13 protein-coding genes and 2 pseudogenes are annotated in these 18,459 nt (G+C 40.2%); 8 read left to right on the top strand and 7 right to left on the bottom strand.

Annotated elements, in window-relative coordinates; genetic code table 11:
* From L8106_RS30025 to L8106_RS25475, 3 genes are all read left to right on the top strand, one after another.
* On the top strand, positions 1-1,033 hold a 1,033-nt coding region (locus L8106_RS30025), incomplete at its 5' end, for a DUF2235 domain-containing protein (RefSeq protein ID WP_009787406.1).
* 83 nt (positions 1,034-1,116) lie between these two features.
* Positions 1,117-2,289 carry a hypothetical protein gene (locus L8106_RS25480; protein ID WP_009787405.1) on the top strand — a complete coding sequence of 391 codons (1,173 nt, stop codon included), beginning with the start codon at positions 1,117-1,119 and terminating at the stop codon, positions 2,287-2,289.
* A 322-nt stretch (positions 2,290-2,611) separates the two neighbouring features.
* The gene (locus tag L8106_RS25475) at positions 2,612-4,087 is read left to right on the top strand and encodes an alpha-amylase (RefSeq protein ID WP_039897232.1); all 1,476 of its coding nucleotides are present in this window, start codon (positions 2,612-2,614) and stop codon (positions 4,085-4,087) included.
* Between the two features lie 120 nt (positions 4,088-4,207).
* On the opposite strand, the gene L8106_RS25470 is transcribed toward L8106_RS25475, so the two are convergent.
* On the bottom strand, positions 4,208-6,085 hold the full coding sequence (locus L8106_RS25470; protein ID WP_009787403.1) for a tetratricopeptide repeat protein: 1,878 nt from the start codon (positions 6,083-6,085) through the stop codon (positions 4,208-4,210).
* 306 nt (positions 6,086-6,391) lie between these two features.
* Between L8106_RS25470 and L8106_RS25465 the strand changes: the two genes are divergently transcribed.
* Positions 6,392-6,952, top strand: coding sequence for a hypothetical protein (locus L8106_RS25465; protein WP_009787402.1), 561 nt, complete (start codon positions 6,392-6,394; stop codon positions 6,950-6,952).
* 165 nt (positions 6,953-7,117) lie between these two features.
* Positions 7,118-7,348 (top strand): DNA-binding transcriptional regulator, encoded by a 231-nt coding sequence (locus L8106_RS25460; RefSeq protein ID WP_009787401.1) that lies wholly within the window; start codon positions 7,118-7,120, stop codon positions 7,346-7,348.
* A 127-nt stretch (positions 7,349-7,475) separates the two neighbouring features.
* On the opposite strand, the gene L8106_RS25455 is transcribed toward L8106_RS25460, so the two are convergent.
* Complete coding sequence (locus tag L8106_RS25455; RefSeq protein ID WP_009787400.1) at positions 7,476-8,309, bottom strand: DUF928 domain-containing protein; 834 nt, start codon at positions 8,307-8,309, stop codon at positions 7,476-7,478.
* 104 nt (positions 8,310-8,413) lie between these two features.
* Complete coding sequence (locus L8106_RS25450) at positions 8,414-11,089, bottom strand: CHAT domain-containing protein (protein WP_009787399.1); 2,676 nt, start codon at positions 11,087-11,089, stop codon at positions 8,414-8,416.
* Positions 11,090-11,232: 143 nt separating this feature from the next.
* Here L8106_RS25450 and L8106_RS25445 point away from each other — a divergent pair, with 143 nt between their 5' ends.
* Complete coding sequence (locus L8106_RS25445; RefSeq protein WP_009787398.1) at positions 11,233-15,642, top strand: filamentous hemagglutinin N-terminal domain-containing protein; 4,410 nt, start codon at positions 11,233-11,235, stop codon at positions 15,640-15,642.
* Positions 15,643-15,765: 123 nt separating this feature from the next.
* Here L8106_RS25445 and L8106_RS31795 read toward each other — a convergent pair whose 3' ends face one another.
* A complete protein-coding gene (locus tag L8106_RS31795) occupies positions 15,766-16,437 on the bottom strand; it encodes a DUF4351 domain-containing protein (protein WP_232228572.1) in 672 nt (223 codons plus the stop codon).
* Positions 16,438-16,613: 176 nt separating this feature from the next.
* Between L8106_RS31795 and L8106_RS25430 the strand changes: the two genes are divergently transcribed.
* The gene (locus tag L8106_RS25430) at positions 16,614-16,847 is read left to right on the top strand and encodes a hypothetical protein (protein ID WP_232228570.1); all 234 of its coding nucleotides are present in this window, start codon (positions 16,614-16,616) and stop codon (positions 16,845-16,847) included.
* Positions 16,848-17,006: 159 nt separating this feature from the next.
* Here L8106_RS25430 and L8106_RS33965 read toward each other — a convergent pair whose 3' ends face one another.
* The 3 genes and pseudogenes from L8106_RS33965 to L8106_RS31790 form a co-directional block, all read right to left on the bottom strand.
* Positions 17,007-17,297 (bottom strand): DUF4351 domain-containing protein, encoded by a 291-nt coding sequence (locus L8106_RS33965; protein WP_232228574.1) that lies wholly within the window; start codon positions 17,295-17,297, stop codon positions 17,007-17,009.
* A gap of 6 nt (positions 17,298-17,303) precedes the next feature.
* A pseudogene (locus L8106_RS33960) lies at positions 17,304-17,876 on the bottom strand (Rpn family recombination-promoting nuclease/putative transposase); the annotation flags it as partial.
* Between the two features lie 85 nt (positions 17,877-17,961).
* Positions 17,962-18,260: pseudogene (locus tag L8106_RS31790) on the bottom strand (hypothetical protein); the annotation flags it as partial.
* Between L8106_RS31790 and L8106_RS34650 the strand changes: the two are divergent.
* The gene (locus tag L8106_RS34650; RefSeq protein ID WP_156803827.1) at positions 18,207-18,353 is read left to right on the top strand and encodes a hypothetical protein; all 147 of its coding nucleotides are present in this window, start codon (positions 18,207-18,209) and stop codon (positions 18,351-18,353) included. The pseudogene L8106_RS31790 and the gene L8106_RS34650 sit on opposite strands and share 54 nt — an antisense overlap.
* Positions 18,354-18,459 lie beyond the last annotated feature (106 nt).

Genomic DNA, 18,459 nt, shown 5'->3' with positions numbered 1-18,459 from the left:
AGTTCCGTTATTGAGTTTATTTAGCCAAACATTTAACCGTCGATATACTTTCCATGATACCTCCCTCAGTCCGATTATTGAAAACGCACTTCATGCTGTTGCAATTGATGAACCCCGCAAAGCTTTTTCTGTTACACCGATGACCAAAAGTCGTCATTGTGAAACCCAGGTTGTCCGTCAAGTTTGGTTTCCGGGTGATCATGGCTGTATTGGGGGTGGAACCGAGGAGATACGGGGTTTATCCGATTGTGCGTTGAAGTGGATGATGGATACTATCGGTCAACTTGGTTTGGGTCTTGACCTCGATCCCAGTGCGATTCCCACAGGTATTCAACCCGATCCAGAAGTGGATCTGATTATGAATATTATTGGTTGGATCACAACGTTGGGAGGGAAAGCATTGCGTGAAATTAGTGAAAAGTTTGAGGATCTTGATGATAGCGTGGTACTTCGTTTTCAAAAACGTCAGGATTATCGACCTCCCAATTTATTAGCAAAATATGGGGAGAAACTAGAGGAATTTATTAGCGAACGTTTAAATCTCAATCAACCCCAAGTTTCTGAAGGAGATGATCTCAAAGTTTATGCTAGTTATGATGTTTTAAAAGAGATAGGTTTTGACATTACCAAAACAGAACTTAATCCAGATCACCCTCCTCGAATTTGCAATGATCAAGGCAAAACAATCAAAGTCAAAATTCTCGCTATTGGTGAATGGAATTATGGCAATGATGGACAATCTGCCGAGTTGGTCTCAGGCGATGGTCATGTAGAAATGTCACCGGAAGAATACCGCAATTGGGAGTTAACCTTTGTCAATAAAGACCAAGAACAAAATCCTCCTCCTGCTGCTTTGGTGACATTCAAAATTCATGGCGATCGCTATGAAGTTGTCGCCTGGGGAACGGAGCAAGAATTTGAACTCAAACCCAATGAAACCGTTTATTTTGCGAACAACGCTCAAACCAACTTGTATAATAACAATGATGGAATTATTACAATTAACTGGAGTTACTCGTTTGTGAATGAGTAAGGGTTAATTTCCTCTCTAAGCGATCGGCAAAATCTACACTCAAGTCTTCCAACATTTCAACTTGAAAAATTCACTCTAAAACCATGAAACTTTTTACAGAATATCCCGAAAACGAAGAACAAAAATACTTTGATTTAACGCTGAAAAAGACCAAGTATAATATGGATAAACTCTACAAAAATGCGGATACAGCATTTCGAGATACCCATATTAAAAGTCATGCTTGTGTTCAAGCCAGCCTAGAAATATTTGACTTTAATGAAGCAGAAATCAAACAACAATTAAGTCAAACAACCTCATTAACCGAAGCAATACTCAATAATATTTCTCTCAAACAAGGGTTACTCGCCACACCCAAACAATATCCGGTTTGGCTGAGATATGCCAATGGACGCAGCAAACGTGAAGGAGATTATGTGCCGGATACCCGTTCGATGTCCGTGAAAATTATCGGGGTTGAAGGCGAACGACTTTCTCAAAGTCACGAGTCTCATACTCAAGATATTATTGTACACAATGCTGAATACTTTTTTTTGAAAACCATTAAATATTACTATGGTTTTTTCAGTACAGTCGTTCAAGGAGGCATTTTTCCAATTTTGTGGTTGATTTTTCATCCCGAACAAAAAAAACACCTAGAAACGGTTACTAACCGATATCCCCAGAGTTTACTCACCGAACGCTATTGGAGTAGTTCAGCCTCAGCATTGGGACTAAAACCCGATTTTGATCCGGCTAAAACAGGTGTTGTTCCAGTTGAATATCCAGCCGTGATTAAATATGCCTTTACTCCCGTTTCCCCCCAACCTCCCCACTCTCCCATACCGTTTTCATCTCGCAGCCAAAACGACCTCCAACAGGCGAAAAGTAAAGGAGTAAAAGATAATCATTACCGCGAAGAATTAATTCAAGCTTTAGCCAAACCCGATGCTGAATATTGTTGGGATTTTCAAATTCAATTGCAAACCAAGCCGGAAATGTCTATTGATGATGTTACAGTCCTTTGGAATGAAGATGAATCTCCTTTCTTTACGGTCGGTCGCTTAACAGTTAAACATCAACAGATTAACCTGGAAAAACAATGCGATTTTTGTGAGAATTTACGTTTTTCTCCTTGGAATGGTTTAGCGGTTCATCGTCCAGTCGGTGCATTAAATCGACTGCGGAGAGTGGTTTATTCTTTAGTCGGTGAATATCGTCATCAAAAACGAGGACTCAACTATCAAGAACCTACAGGTTCAGAACGTTTCGATTAGGATATGAGATGAATTATGAATGATAAATTATCAATTATGAATGATAAAAAGGATTAATTTTTAGAGGACGGAGATCTTTGTTGTCCTATTCGGAAGTTCCTTTCAGAATTAATAATTCTACATTCATAATTTCTGGTGAACGACCTCAAAAATAGTAATCATCGATTAGAGTCAGGCGAGTTCTAGTAAAATTATTCGGTTTATGTTGTAGAAGACCTGTAAAAGATAGCAGTTTTTGTGAAATAGTAGATGAAGTCAGGGTGAATTAACAGCAATTTTTCCTTGACTTCTGACCCTCAAATCAACACAAGGAGCAATTTTCATGTCTATCAACGGCGTAATCATGCAGTATTTTCACTGGTACATCCCTGGCGATGGTACTTTGTGGGAACAGGTAAAAAATAAAGCCCAAGAATTAGCCGATGCGGGAATTACCGCCCTCTGGCTTCCTCCTGCTTACAAAGGCATTGGTGGCGGTAATGATGTGGGGTATGGTGTTTATGATATGTACGATTTGGGTGAATTCGATCAAAAAGGTTCAGTTCGTACAAAATACGGCACTTCTCAACAATATATAGATGCTATTCAAGCCCTCAAAAATGCCGGAATAGAAATCTATGCTGATGTTGTTCTTAACCACAGAATGGCGGCTGATTTTTCGGAAACCGTTAAAGCAACTCCCTTCCGTAAAAGTGACCGTCTTCATCCCATTGGAGAACAACGAGAAATTCAAGCTTATACCCATTTTAATTTTCCGGAACGCAAAGGAAAATATTCCAACTTCGAGTGGCATTGGTGGCATTTTGATGCCGTAGATTACAACAAAAACGATCCCCACAACTATGATACCATTTATCTGTTTGAAGGGAAACAATTTGATGACTATGTTGCCTTAGAAAATGGTAACTTTGCTTACTTAATGGGATGTGATCTTGACTTTCAAAATCCGGAAGTTCAAGAAGAAGCAATCCGTTGGGGGAAATGGTATCTTGATACAACAGGCGCTGATGGGTTTCGCCTCGATGCGATTAAACATATTTCTTCTTGGTTTTTCCCGATTTGGATTGATGAACTTGAACGTTATGTTGGCAAAGATTTGTTTGTTGTGGGGGAATATTGGCACAATGATATCGGTACATTACATTGGTATGTGAATGCAGTAGAAGGCAAAATGTCAGTGTTTGATGTTCCCTTGCATTACAACTTTTATTATGCGAGTAAATCAGGCGGACATTATGATATGCGAAATATCCTCAATGGTACGATGATGAAGGAACGCCCGACTCATGCGGTGACTTTTGTTGAAAATCATGATTCTCAACCCTTACAAGCTTTAGAAGCCCCCGTTGAACCCTGGTTTAAACCTCTAGCTTATGCCATAATTCTACTGCGACGAGAAGGATATCCTTGTATTTTTTATGCAGACTATTACGGCGCAGAATACGAAGATTATGGTCGTGATGGGAATCGTTATCCGATTTATTTACCCGAGCATCGTTGGATTATTGACAAGCTTCTCTATGCTCGTCAACACTACGCTTATGGAGAACAATATGATTATATTGATCACTATAATACCATTGGTTGGACTCGTTTAGGAGATCGTGAACATCCAAAAGCAATGGCTGTGATTATCAGTGATAGTGTTCCGGGTTGGAAATGGATGGAAGTTGGTAAACCCAATACTAAGTTTATTGATCTAACCGAACATATAAAAGACCCGATTTATAGTAATGAATGGGGTTGGGCTGAGTTTCATTGTAATGGCGGTTCTGTTTCTGTTTGGATAGAAGAATAGTTAGAGATTATCGTGCTATTACCTAGAGTTTAGGTACGATTTTTTTTAATAAAAGGCTCAAGGAGAGGTGTAATTTTCCTCTCCAATTTTAATGTTTATAAATTCAATGAACGGACTTGTTCAAGTTTCTTTTCGGTAATTTTCAATTAAATTCGGGATATGATCTAATCCATCAACCCCAATTTGAGCAATTAATTGAGAACGATATTGGGAGAGAATTTTCTGAAAGTTTTCAGTCCCGAGTTTTCCTTCTAAAATTATCACCAATGCAGCCACTTGTCGCCATTGAATATCCCCTCGCTGTTCGAGCAAATACATTCCCAAACAAGCATGATAAACCGCTAAATCTTCTCGATGAAGTTGATAATAGGCTTCACCCAAATAAGCATAACCTAACGCTTGTAAGTCTCGCTCTCCGGCTTGCTGAACAACAGATAATCCTTGTTCTAAAGGAGGGACTGCTTGAGTCGGTTGTTCGAGGATAACATAGGCAATTCCTAAACCGATAGAACTCAAAGCTTGATTGAGCAAATCATTAAACTTCTCAGAGAGTTTTAAACCTTGTTCGAGATAACTAATTGATGATTCTAGCTGCTCAAATGTAACTGCTCGTTCTTGTCGAGCCATGAGAACTTCACAAAACCCTAAACTGACTAAACAATGCGCTTCCCCTTTGCGATCGCCAATTTGTCGAGCTAAAATTAATGCTCGTTGAGCCAAAGCAATCGCTTGAGAATAATCTTTTTGTCGCCAATTTAAGCGACTCAAATGATTCAAATTTGCCACTTCACAGGGACGATCTTCAGTCTGACGAGCCAATTCTAAACCCTCTTGATGAAAAGTTAATGCTTGTTGGTAATTGCCCATCCAGTGTTGAGAATAGCCTAAAACAGTGAGAATACGAGCTTTCTCCTGAACATTTTCGACAAAACTCAACGGTTGATCGAGGTAACTAATTGTTTCTCGGAAACCATCACCGGAAAAAGAAGCAAATACACCGCCATAAAGCGGAAAATTATCTCGTTGAGCAAAAGTGCGTAAAATTTGTAGCGACATTTGAAAACAAGCCTGAGAAAGACGTTCAGTGTTGGGTTGAAATGACGCGGCTTTAAACCCCTGGCTGAGTTCACACCAAACCATCGCAAAAACCATAAAAGTCACACCCGACAAATTTTGTCCCGCTTTAGCGCTGTAGGCTTGTTTATCAAACCAGGCGACTAAACCCGTTTGTAAGTCCCGCATCATTAGCATTAACCCCACCCAAGCCTTCCAGTCTATGGTATTCTGAGCTTGAGCCACGAAAGCCGCAGATTGATTTTGGGCTTGTTTGGTAAATAACTCTTTGGCCAGAGGACTGCTGACTTGTTTCGCCCAAGTTTTCCAAGGGCCATGACTTTCAGAAACATCTCCAAAACCGAGAGTGCTGTTGGGAAGTTCATAAACCCAACTCATTAAATGAGGTTCTAACTCGGTGACGGATGTTAAACCTTCGAGAAGTCCAGAGGCGTACTGGCGCAATTCAAAGGCTTCCGACTCATCGGTTAACCCCTCGGCTTCTTGCTGAAGGGCGATCGCCAGTTGTCGAATTTGCGGATGTTTGAAAACATAGGATTGATTGGGATCGAGAATTTGTAGGAGAACCGAAAGCCGTTGACTCGCTTCTACCTCTAGAATTTGTCGAATTGCACCGCTACATTTATTTTGAGCTTGATGTTTTTTTTGCCATTGTTCCCAAGATTGCTGCACCATTTTAACTGCACGCAGTAGTCGAGTGGCTTTGGCTTGTTTGAGTTCATCAGATTCGCTTTCAACCTGAGATTCTAGAACTGTGATTTTTTCCATCAAACATCGCTCAAAGATCTCTCCGGTTCCGGGTTTGAGTTCATCGGCGAGGCGTTTATAGATTAACTCTTTAGAAGCAATTTTTCCTTTGAGAATACTGGTGAGGATGTCTTCGATGAAGGTGATATAGCGTTCGCGATCAGTCGGGGAATTCATGATTCGGTTGACCTCGTTTTTAGCGACTAAGACTTAGGATTATTTGTTGTAATGAATTGAGTTTAACAGGTTCACTTTTTGGGGTTTCGGAAGGAATAAGGGGATGAGTAGAAGGAGTTTTGATAATTGAAGTTTGCTTCGATCTATTTCAGCACTCAATTATAAGCCTTCTGTAATTTTACGGGAGTTTGTCATATTTGTATACAGATTTCAGCCAGAAAGTTCAGTAATCCTACGATTGGCTAATTGCCCTTGATAATTCTAAGCTAGAAATAGAAGCAATTTCGCGATCACAAAGGATAAATTATGCTGCAAATCGCTCAATTGACGAAAACCCTGTTGAAGAACAAAGCATTGACTTTTTTGGCTAGCTTGAGTCTTTGTGCGACTCCCTCATTATTTTTGTCGCCGTCAGCCCAAGCAGAGATTAAATTTCCCGTCCAAGAAATGACTACTAAAATGAAAGGAAGAACATCAGTACCGATTTTACTTCCTTCTAATTTTCCCTCGGATCGGGGAAGTGTATTTTTTGAGGAGAAAGTTAATCCTCAAGGCTATTTGATCAATTTTACCGCAACACCGAACTGTCGTGCTACTGCTTGTCGTCAGGGGGGAATGAGTGCAGAATCTTCTGGAATGCTGACACCACCCCCTCCGAAGTCAGATTCAAGAAGTCAATATCAAACGATATTACTCGCCAATGGGATCGAAGGACAATATTACAATGGTTGTAGACTGTACTGTACTGCTTTAGTGGAATGGAGATATCAAGGGGTTCTCTATCGAGTGACGCTGAAAAACGGCTCCTTAGAAGACTTACAAGCCATAGCCAATAGTGCAATTGAGGGGGGTTCTCGTTCGTTTTAGTCATTCCCGAGAGAAAGATAGATTTGGGCTAAAAAAAATTTTCTCCGTAAATTCACTTAAAGAATTCTTGTTTTGACAAAAAATAACTTTAAAAGTTCAGTGGAACTACGGTTGACTTTATAATCTGGGATTGTTTATCTTAAAGATAGAGTTTTTCTTATTGCCATGTCAGTTACCACCTCTGAAATTCCAACTCTTATTCGCACTCTGAGACACCGTTTAGGCTTATCACAAGAAAAGTTTGGACAAAAATTGGGTGTTGTCTTTCAAACCGTTAACAACTGGGAAAACGGACGCACGAAACCGACTCGTATGGCTTTAATGCTAATTCAGCGTCACTTAGAACAGATGGGTGATGAGGGAACAGATTTGTTAGAAAAGTATTTTAAAAAATAACTTTTATTCATCAAAGCAACAGTCTAATGATCAAATCTTATCTCGCTGCTTTTGATGATCATCCCTCTTTCACTCCTTCTAGAAAGAAACGATAAAATTGCACATAAGGAGAATGATTAATTGACCTTTAATTTGATCTATTCTCCTCAATGTGTGATGATAAATTCAGGATAATATCTCCGACAAGAGACTCCTGATAAATAGGTTTGAGTTGCTGATGATTTGAGGCTTTTAAAAGTTCTACCCATAGAGTGTTGAGTTGAGAATTATGCGGATCACTTTGTTGTAGAGTTGCTAACTGACCAATAGCATCATACCATAAACCCTGTTTAGCATAGATCGCCACTTTTTCTAGAGGTGTTGCTGCACTTAACTCCGTCTCAAAACCCTCACTAGAAACCCGTTTCACTTTTCCCCTCACCATCATTGGTTCTTGATTAATAGCATCATTTTTCGCGCAATGCAACTCAAAGAACCAGCGATAATTCTTCTCCAATTCTAAAGGTTTTTGATCTTTAGGAGAGGGAATGCTAATGATTCCAGGCTGTTTGGATAGCTGAAAAACAACATTCCAAACTTCTTGTTTAGTTTGTTCATCATAAAGCGAAAAAACACCATAGGAAACCTCAGTTGAGGTATAAGGTACATAAACAAAAAAAGTGGGATGACTACTCGCTGTTAAAGATAAAGAGCTAGATTGACCTGTTAAAACAGTTAACGGAATTTTTGTAGCCAGACATTTATTTCCACTGCGAGTCCCTGTTCCCTCCGTTTTGGGTTTTCCATTATCTGCGACATCGGATGTTGAATGAGGGGGTTGAAAGTGAATTTGAATATCAGAAGTCGAGTTGTAAGTGCTAGAAACAGACTGTATCGGTTGAGCAGAAACGGGTATTGACTTGAGTAAAAAAATACTAACAATACCAAACACACCTGATGAGAATAATTTCGTGATATTCATATTGAAAGTGAGTAGATGGATGACTGTTGGGAAAAAGCCTAATTGCGCTTATCCAACTCTACATATCTCTTGAGGATGTCTACTTATGCAAGTTCACCCAAACTTCACAACCAATTTCCCACCAAGACAAACGCCGCCCAGAAGTAGGGATGAGCATAATCCGGTTGCTGTAAGATACTGACTTGAGCGCGACGCAAGGCTTCTGCTTTGGTTAAATTGGGGTTGCTCAACTCCTGATAAAACGCCGTCATTAAGTCTGCTGTGGCTTTATCATTCACCGCCCACAAACTGGCTACTGTGCTACGCGCCCCCGCTCTCACAGCCACTCCCGCCAGCCCCAGTCCGGCTCGTTCATCTCCGGTAGCGGTGGTACAAGCGCTCAAAACTAACAATTCTATCGGGCCTGTTTGTTCAATATTTGCGGTGAGTAACTGACGCAATTCTTCAATATCAATTCGTTCATCCCAAGTCAAAATATAAGTCTCTTTTAAATTAGAACTGAATTTTCCATGCGTTGCAATATGAACCACAGAATAGGGTAAACTTGTAACTTCTGTAGCAAATTCGGGTTCGGTAAAAGATTGATTGAGTAAGACTTTACTCCCCACTTGCTTTTCAATTTGTTTTAACTCCAATTCAACCGAAGGAAGCGCAATAAATCCTTGTCTGGCTTCACTCAAACCCCCACTAAGAATTTGCGCCTGCTGACGAGCTAACGGTTGCGGGTCAATTAATTGTAAACTGGGTGCAAGGGCAATTTTATATTTTTCAACTAAATATTGTTGACCATCGTGTAAACTCGCCAAGGAAATATTTCGCAGTCGTCCATCGGGAACAAAGACTAATGTTTCTACATTACTCGCTTCTAGTTGTTCTTCAACTGGACGAATTAACCAATCATAAGCTTGTTGAGAAACGGTGAGAAAGTTTAGTATAAATTCTCGTTTACTCGGTTGAGTAATTTGTTCTACCATCGTTTTCAAGGTTAACTCAACTTGAGATTGAGGTAATTTTGTGGTGTAGCGGACTAAGGGTTGGTCGGGTAGTGCTAAAATTACTTCTATCCGATCTGCTAAAATAATTGTATAAAAAACTGCTGCGGTTTTGTCGAGTTGATCGATATCATAGGGTTCAGCATCTAAACAAGCATCTCGAAAGAAATTATCAAGTTCAGCGAGTTGTAACGCTTCAATGACTTGTCGCGCTTGTTGTAGGTTTTCTGGAGTCGCATTCGCCACTAATAACAAGTCTACCAACTCTCGATAAATGGGTTCAACTTGTTCGCGAAAATTGAACTGAACTTCCGAACTAATAGCGACAATATCACTGCGTAAAGACTGGAGAATATCAACGGCTTGGGTATAGGTTGAAATGGCTTCAGTCAGTTTACCCTCTGCTTTGTAAATACGTCCTAATTGCCAAAAAAGTTGATAGGCAATTTCGGGATTTTTGTAAGCTGAGACTTGACTAACGGCTTGACGAGTTAGTTCTTCTGCTAAAGGGAATTGTTGATTATTTTCATAGAGTTTTCCAAGCATTCCTAACGCCCTAACTTCGGCATCTTGATCTTCGATTTGTTGGGCTTGGGCAATTGCATTTTGTACAATTTTAACGGTATTTTCAAGACTATTTTCTAAATCTGGAAGTTGCAAATTATTAGCAGAATTCAGTTTAATTAGATTTTGAGCAAAGTTAATTTGAGCATAAATTCCAGCCCGACTCGGAGGAAGTTGTTGGAGTTTAGGTTTAAGATTGTTAATAATTTCGCTAATATTTTCTTCTTGTTCGCTGGAAATTAATAGGTTTAATTGATTGAGTTGAGCTTGAATTTTTGTTAAAGATAAAGAGGTAATATCAGCAGCTTGTTGATAGGAATTGAAAGGAACTTGTAAACTATCAAGATAAATTCGTCGTTTAAGACGTTGCAGTTGCGGGGGTTCACTTTCATTAATACTCAAACGCCAGTTTCGTTCTGCTATCGCTCTTTGAGTATTTCCTAAGCCAATTAATGCAATGGCTTGTTCTTCGGTGGCGTTAAATTCTGCTGCAATATTTACACTTTTTTCTAATAACTCTAATGAATCTTCAAATTGACCGACACCTCGCAAAACATCCCCCAAACTTTGTAACGCTTTTGCTTTTAAAACAGTATCCGGCTGAGTTTCTAACTGTTCGCCCACTGCGGTTAAAGTTTTCAACGCTTGGGAATAAAATCCCATTGCTTGTAACGCTTGGGCTTGATTAATTTTTGTGCGCGTTAAACCCGAAATTTTATTCAGATTCTCATAGATTTTGCTGGCTTGTTTCCAGGTTTCTAAGGCTTGTTGTGGTTGACCTTTTGCCAGTTGGAGTTGTCCTTTAACTTCCAAGATCGAAGCGGTTAACTGTTGGGTTTCTTTCGTTTCTTGCAGTTGTTCGAGAAGCGTTAAACTGGTGGCGATCGCTGATTCTCCGTTTTGCCAATCTTGCAGTTTGAGATAAACTAATGCTAAATTTCTCAACGCTTGAACGGCTCTTAAACTCTCTCCATTTGTGGTATAATTTTCGATAGCTTGTTGCAAAAGAGAAAGACTTTCTTGATATTTTTCCTGTTGATACAGTTGTTGCGCTTGAGATTCTAAACTGTTAACTTGAGCCAGACAGGGATTAGAATAAAGTGAATTAAAATTTAAACAATTATCAGTAATTGCTTGACGAGGTTCTGAGGGGGAAAAATTAGCAATATCCCCAGAAGTAGAAACAGCCAACATCACCCCTAAACCCATTCCCCAAAGTTTCATTTGAGTCTCCTCGTCCCTCAGCGTAAATCCACATTCTGATTATACAAACTTGACCGAATATTCAACTTCTAAAAAAATCTAAAATTTAATTTAGCTGCAAAAAAATCATGTAGAATAACGTTGAGCATCTACCCTCATCAACCATGCAAACCAACTTACTCCCCATTTTCACAGGTGTTGTGACCTTTTGCGGTTTAGTCAGTTGTATTCCAGTCAACGCTCAAATTGTCCCCGATAACACGCTGGGTTCGGAAAACTCGGTGGTTGTTCCCAATCAGAATATTCGGGGGATTGATAGCGATCGCATAGACGGGGGAGCGGTTCGGGGGTCTAACTTATTTCATAGTTTTCAAGAGTTTAACGTAGACAAAGGACGAGGGGCGTATTTTTCCAATCCAGATAATATCATTAATATTTTAACCCGGGTTACGGGCGGAAATGTCTCGGAAGTTCTTGGAACGTTGGGGGTTTTGGGAAATGCTAATTTATTTTTAATTAATCCTGCGGGGATTGTATTTGGGCCTAACGCGAGGTTGGATGTTGGGGGTTCGTTTTTTGCGACGACTGCGGATGGAGTATTATTTGATGGGTTTGAATTTGCAGCGAGTAACCCAGAAGCGCCGCCTTTGTTAACCATTAATATGCCCATCGGGTTAAACATTCGAGAAAATCCGGGAACCATTGTTAATCAAGCGACTCTAACCACTTTAGAAGATGGAAGTTCATTACGAGATGATGCAGGTTTTCTGGTTCGTCAAGGTTTAAATGTTCCTCAAAATCAAACTTTGGCATTGGTTGGGGGAGATGTATTATTTGATAATGGTGTTGCCATTTCTCCAGGAAGTCGAATTCAATTGGGGGGTTTATCAGAACCGGGGACTGTGCAAATTAACCCCGATAATAGTTTAACCTTTCCCGATAATATTCAACGGGGAAATGTTAGGTTAACCAATGAATCACAAATAAATGTTCGTGCAGACGGGGGCGGAGACGTTAATATTAATGCGAGAAATGTTGAAATTTCGGGCGATAGTATTATTCGGGTGGGAATTGATGAAGGTTTAGGGTTTCAAGAAGCACAAGCTGGAGATGTTAATATTAATGCTCAGGAAAATATTCTGCTAACAGGTGCAGATAGTTCAATTAGAAACGTTATTGACTTTGATGGAATCGGTCAAAGCGGAAACATTAACATCACAACTAATTCACTCACAATGAAGAATGGAGCGTTTATCAATACACTTATTTTTGGACAAGGAAATGCGGGGAATATAAATGTCACAGCCGCATCCGTTGAAGCTTCAGGTACCTCTCCTGATGGTGAGTCTGAAAGCGGTTTTTTTGCGGATGTCAATAGTACGGGTATGGGTAATGGAGGTAATATTACAATAGAAACCGGACAATTTCGGCTAACAGAGGGAGCGCAAATTCAAATCGCTCTATTCGGACAAGGAAATGGGGGTTCTCTATCACTTTTTGCAACTGATTCGGTAGAGTTATCAAACAGTTTTATTTTAGGGGGACCCGAAGAAAATGCAGTTGGAAATGGGGGAAAAATTGAAATTTTAACCCCATCGCTTAGTGCAACAAATGGACAGATTGGTTTAACTACATCAGGTAACGGAAACGCTGGAAATATTCGGATAGAAGCCCAGCAAATTAATCTTTCAGATTCTCTTGTAGTGGGCGAAACTTCTGGAATAGGTAACGTCGGAAATATTACCATTGATACCGAAAGTTTGGTTATTCGTAATGATTCTGAGATTCGGCTTGCTGTCTTAGAAGAAGGAGCAAATGGAAACGCAGGAAATATTCAGATTGCAGCACAGCAGATTGAGCTTTCAGATTCTATGATAGTCGGTCAAACTTCTGGAACGGGTAACATCGGAAATATTACCATCGATACGGGAAATTTAGTCATTCGTAATGGTGGAGATATTCGGCTTGATACTAACCAAGAAGCAACAGGTTCAACGGGAAATATAACTGTTAACGCTTTTGAATCTGTAAACATAATAGGAGTTTCACCGAGTGGCATTACCAGTCGAATTGCTACTCTAACATTTGGTAATGGTAGTGCGGGAAGCATTATTATTAATACTCCCAGATTAGCTGTTCAAAATGGAGGGAGAATTTTTGCTAATAGCTCTAACATCGGACAAGCAGGGGATGTGATTATTAATGCTTCCGAATCTATTGAAGTTAGGGGAGGAAGCTCCGTTCAAATTGATCAAGAATCCGTTGAATTTGGTACAGAACCTCCTGTTTCTCCCGAAGATATCAGAGCAGTTTTTAGTGGTATATCAACCCGGAGTGATAATGTAGAAGGAAACGCAGGAAGTGTTTTGATCACAACAAATAAACTCACAATTCAAGAGGGAGGACAAATTGGAACTTCTGCTACAGGAAGGGGTAGTTCGGGTGTTGTACAAGTCAAAGCAAATGAAGTGGAAATAGGGGGAGAATTGAGTATTGATGGATTGAATTCAAGAAGTAGCTTAGATATCTTTACAAATAATGCAGGAAGCGCAGGAACTCTCAACTTAGAAACTGGACGATTAACTGTTCGAGATGGAGGTCAGATATCAGTAAGCAGTGTAAACGGTAGTAGCGCTGGCTCTATCAATATTCAAGCTTCTGTTATTGAATTAATTGGTGAAGGAAAATTTCCCAGTGGAATTTATGTGACAACAAATAGGATACCAGACGAAACATCTCCTAATATAGAATTTAGCGGTAGTAGCGTAGGAAGTATCACACTCAAAGCAGACCAATTAAGAATTCTCAACGGAGCGGAGATATCAACTTTTACAGGGGATGTAGGCAGTTCGGGTTCAATCGATATTCGTGCCAATACTATCGAAATTATTGGTAGGGGAACTCGAACGATTACTTCATTTACAGGAGAACCATCCACAATAGGTAGCCAAATTTCCGCTTTAGCTAGTAACGGAGGAAACACCGGAGATATTTCAATTACCGCACAAAGATTAATCGGACAAGATGGAGCATTCATTAGCACTTCTAGTTCGGGAACGGGTTCTTCGGGTTCAATTAGTATACAAGCTCAACAGGTTTTATTTGATGATCAGGTGTTTATTTCTAGTGGAACGGCAGGTGTGGGTAATGGAGGAGATATTACCATTGAAACGGAACAATTAAGAGTGCAAAACGGCTCTGTAATTTTTTCGGGAATTCGTCTGCCAAATGAATCGGAAATTACTACTGTTGAAATTCCAGAAAATCGCAGAGGAGGAACAATCTTCATTAAAGCCTCAGAATCAATTAATGTAGAGGGGGAAGGAACATCAATTAGCACTGGAGTCAGTGAAGAAGGAGCCAGAGGAAATGGCGGAAATGTTATTATTGAAACCGAAGATTTAACTATAGACAATAGAGCTTCACTATTTACAGGAACTCAAGGAAATGGGGATGCAGGTTCGGTTAATATACAGGCTGAAAATATTGAATTAATAGATGGTTCTCTTATCAGTGCAGCAGTTTTTGAAAAGGGGGTTGGAAATGGGGGGAATGTCACGATTGAAACTGGAGATTTAACTATGAGTAATCAAGCTTCACTATTTACAGGAACTCAAGGAAATGGGGATGCAGGTTCGGTTAATATACAGGCTGAAAATATTGAATTAATAGATAGTTCTTTTATCTTTGCGAACGTTTCAGAAACCGGGGTTGGAAATGGGGGAACGATAACTGTTGATACCGAAAGTTTAACGATGAGAAATCAGTCTATTATTGGTGTAGGTAGTGAAGGTGAAGGTAATCCCGGAAATATAGACGTGAGTGCTTCTCAAGTTCGCTTAGAGCAAGCAGGTCTACTTGCAGAATCAGTAACAGGTGAAGGCGGAAATATTACTATCAATTCACCGGATATTAGCGTGCGTCGTCAAAGCGAAATTTCTGCCGCAGGAAGCGAAAGCGGTCAAACGTTTGATGGTAATATTGATATTAATTCTAATTTGTTAGTGTTGTTGGAAAATAGCGAAATTGTTACCAGCGCTTTTGACCCAACGGGAGGAAGCAATATTAATATCCGTCCTTTTGGAAATTCGGAACTCGGACTTTTACAATCTCAAAATAGCACTATCAATGCAGCCGGAGAACTTTCTATTGATACAACGCTTAATTTTGACCCGCCAGAAGCACCCGAAGTTACAGTTGTTGACCCGGCGGAATTAATTGCTCAAGACCCCTGTGTTCAAGGTCGAAATAGTTCGTTTATTATCACCGGACGAGGTGGTATTGCACCTGACCCAACTCAAGCTTTATCGGCAATTGAAGGGTTAGTTGAATGGGAATCTCTACTCATTGAACCTGTTACTCCTCAACCTAATAATAATTCCTCTCAACGTCGCCAACAACAATCACAAAAACGGGATAATAATCTTGATAATATTCCTGTAGATTCAAGAACAATTGTTCCGGCGAGGGGTTGGATAAGAACCGAAGATGGAGAAGTTATATTAGTGAGTTATGACCCAACAAAAACGGGAGTTCAGCGTCAACCCAACAACCCGCATACCTGTCAACCCTAGTGTCGTGTCCTGGCTAAAATGTTGAGTTAATTTTTAAACTTCTTCCCCCAGAATTGGGGGTTAGGGGGCTAAAATCAATTTACTCTACCCAACAAATTAAACTAGACGCGCTACTAAAGTCTCTTATTTCCCTAAATTTGTCTGCAACCAACGAGTCAAATCTGCTAGAGAAGAAAAATCCAATAACACCTCTGATAAAGCTTCCAACTGTTCTAAAGAAAGCAATTCTATTTGATCACAAATTTGAGGACTGAGTTGACCAAACTTCCGGGTAAGTTGACGTAAAATCAGCGATCGCCCTTCCTGTAATCCTTCCTGTAAGCCCTGCAACCAACGGGTTAATTCTGTCAACGAGGAAAAATCCAATAACACCTCTAATAAAGCTTCCAATTGTTCTAAAGAAAGCAATTCTATTTGATAACGAATTTGAGGATTGAGATAGCTGAACTTGCGAGTGAGGAGATGTAAGATCAGCGATCGCTCTCCATCTTCTAATCCTTCTTGATCAACTCGGGTTGGCTGTGAGTCTGTTGCTAGTTCACACCTCCGAACAGTCTCTCGACAACTCAACGGGGGAATTTTGTAAACTTTTTTCTCTCCCAATCCCATTGATTTTATAACCGCTTGTTTGAGTTCCACTTCCGTACATTGATACAAATCTCGCAAATAGAAAACTTGCCAAATTTCTAATTTTGGTGTTGTTCTTCCTTTCTCCCAATTCCGAATCGATGATTGTGAGCATTTTAGAAGTTCTGCAACATCAATAATTCTCAAGCCAGCGCGTTGTCTTAGCATTCTTAAATCAATCATATTATCCGAATAAATTCGAGTTTAGTGTCAAGTTTTAGCGTTAAGTATTGACAATTGACATTTGGTATGTGTTCGTTATTTAATAACATAAAAAGGGCGCCGACGACTCTAAACTCTAGAAGTCATCAACGCCCCGATCTATAATGTTTTTGGATAGTTTAATGATGCCACAAAATACCGAAACCTCAAAATCAGAAGCGATCGCATACCGAGATCGTCTCAATACCTGGGCGATCGCCCGGTTGCTTCCGAACTTGCAACGAACTGTTGTCGCACGATTTCGGAGTCGTTCTGATGCGGAGGGACATTTGCAGCGTTTAAAGCAACTTATTCCACAAGCGTCATTTATTCTGGTGTTTGACTGTCAACCGGATAGCAACAAGTCAAACCACTAAAGCCCACTAAATCCCCCCAGAATTGGCGAGCGACCCCGCGCCACCTGTGGGCGCAAGCGGTCGGACCCCGCGTCGTCTCACGGCGCTAGGGAACGCCGACCAAGAGAGGGAACGCGCGAGAAGGGGCGAGGGGGGCAATTAATTGGGGGCTGGAGGGTTTCAAAAGGATCTGTAATTATCCTGTAACCAATTGGTCAAATCTTCCAAAGATGAAAAATCGAGCAACACCTCTGCTAACGCCTCCAATTGTTCCAATGAAAGCAATTCAATTTGAGAGCGAACTTCAGGATTAATCCGATCAAACTTTCGGGTAAGAAGGCGTAAAATTAGCGATCGCTCTCCCTGTTGACGACCATCTTGTAAGCCTTCCTGTAAGCCCTGTTGGCGACCTTCTTCTAATCCTTCTTGATAAACTCTAGTTTGCTTGGAGTCTGTTGCTAATTCCAACATCTGAATAATCTCCTGACGACTCAACTGCGGAAATTTGTAAACCATTGTCGTTTCTATTAATTCCATTATGACGGCTAGAGGAAGTTGTGAGGCTTGTTGTGCCTGAGATAACAACAGCTTGGCTTTGTTGGTTGCCGTCTCCTGGGGTTAAAGAATTAATTCCACAATTCCCAACTCCACCGATGAACTAGAAAGTTCACTGAGATAGATAGGCTGAACTTGGGAACTGGCTAACAGTGTTCGGTAGAGATAGGTTTGTTCGGGTTCTAGATTGGGGTTCGGATAAATGGCTACCGCTTGCCAGTCTACTGTATTTGGGTTCTGGTTAAGAAATAGAAACAGTTCCGCGAATAAACGATGATACAGCAGGGGATCTTTTTGAAATTGAACTTCAACAAAATATACCGTTTGATTGTCGGCTTCGGGTGGCGGTAAAAATACCCCATCAATCCGAAATGCTGTTTGTTTGAGTTCAACCGATTGAAATTGATAACCTTCCTGCATAGGTTGACCAATTAACTCAAAAAAAATCGTTGGTGCGGTTTGGAAGATGCGGTAGAATAGTGAGTCGGTTTTCACGCTTGTTAGTAGAATCCGCTTTGTTAATATTATAGATTAATATACTCGTTATTTCTATAAAATTTGGGCGCAAGCTAGAGCGTCTCTACCAAATTTTTTCCATCTTTAATGTAAATCCTGGCAGCACTAGATCGCCACTAACAGTTGTCGGATTTTCTAAACACTCAATCTCTGTTTGAGGTTGGTAAATATAAACTTTGCGGTGCTTGCGGTCAATTAAAAAACCGATGTCCAAATTCCCAACTGTTGGGTTAGTTTGGCATTGCGGTTTCCCGTTTCTGAATCTGTTGGGAACATCACAATCATTTCTCCATTAGCTGTGCGTTCAATGTGATAGTCGCGGTTGAGTTGGCAAAATTCAAAGAATTGCTCATCAGTCCTCTCGAAACCGGACGCATTTACAACACAAAGGGTGAATTTTCATTTAAGATAGCTTCTGTTATCGTTTCCTCTCGTTTAATCTTTGCGATCGCTTAAATTTATTTATCTAAATTTCAATCAATAATAACAGTATTTTGATTCAAAAAAAGAGGGCAACCATCAAAAAGATTACCCCCAAAACGTTATTCAAAAATTAATACAA

Source organism: Lyngbya sp. PCC 8106, assembly GCF_000169095.1.
In the GTDB taxonomy this organism is placed as follows: Bacteria; Cyanobacteriota; Cyanobacteriia; order Cyanobacteriales; family Microcoleaceae; genus Capilliphycus.
The sequence above is the reverse complement of the archived record's forward strand: the minus strand, read 5'-3'. Positions and strand labels throughout refer to the sequence as shown.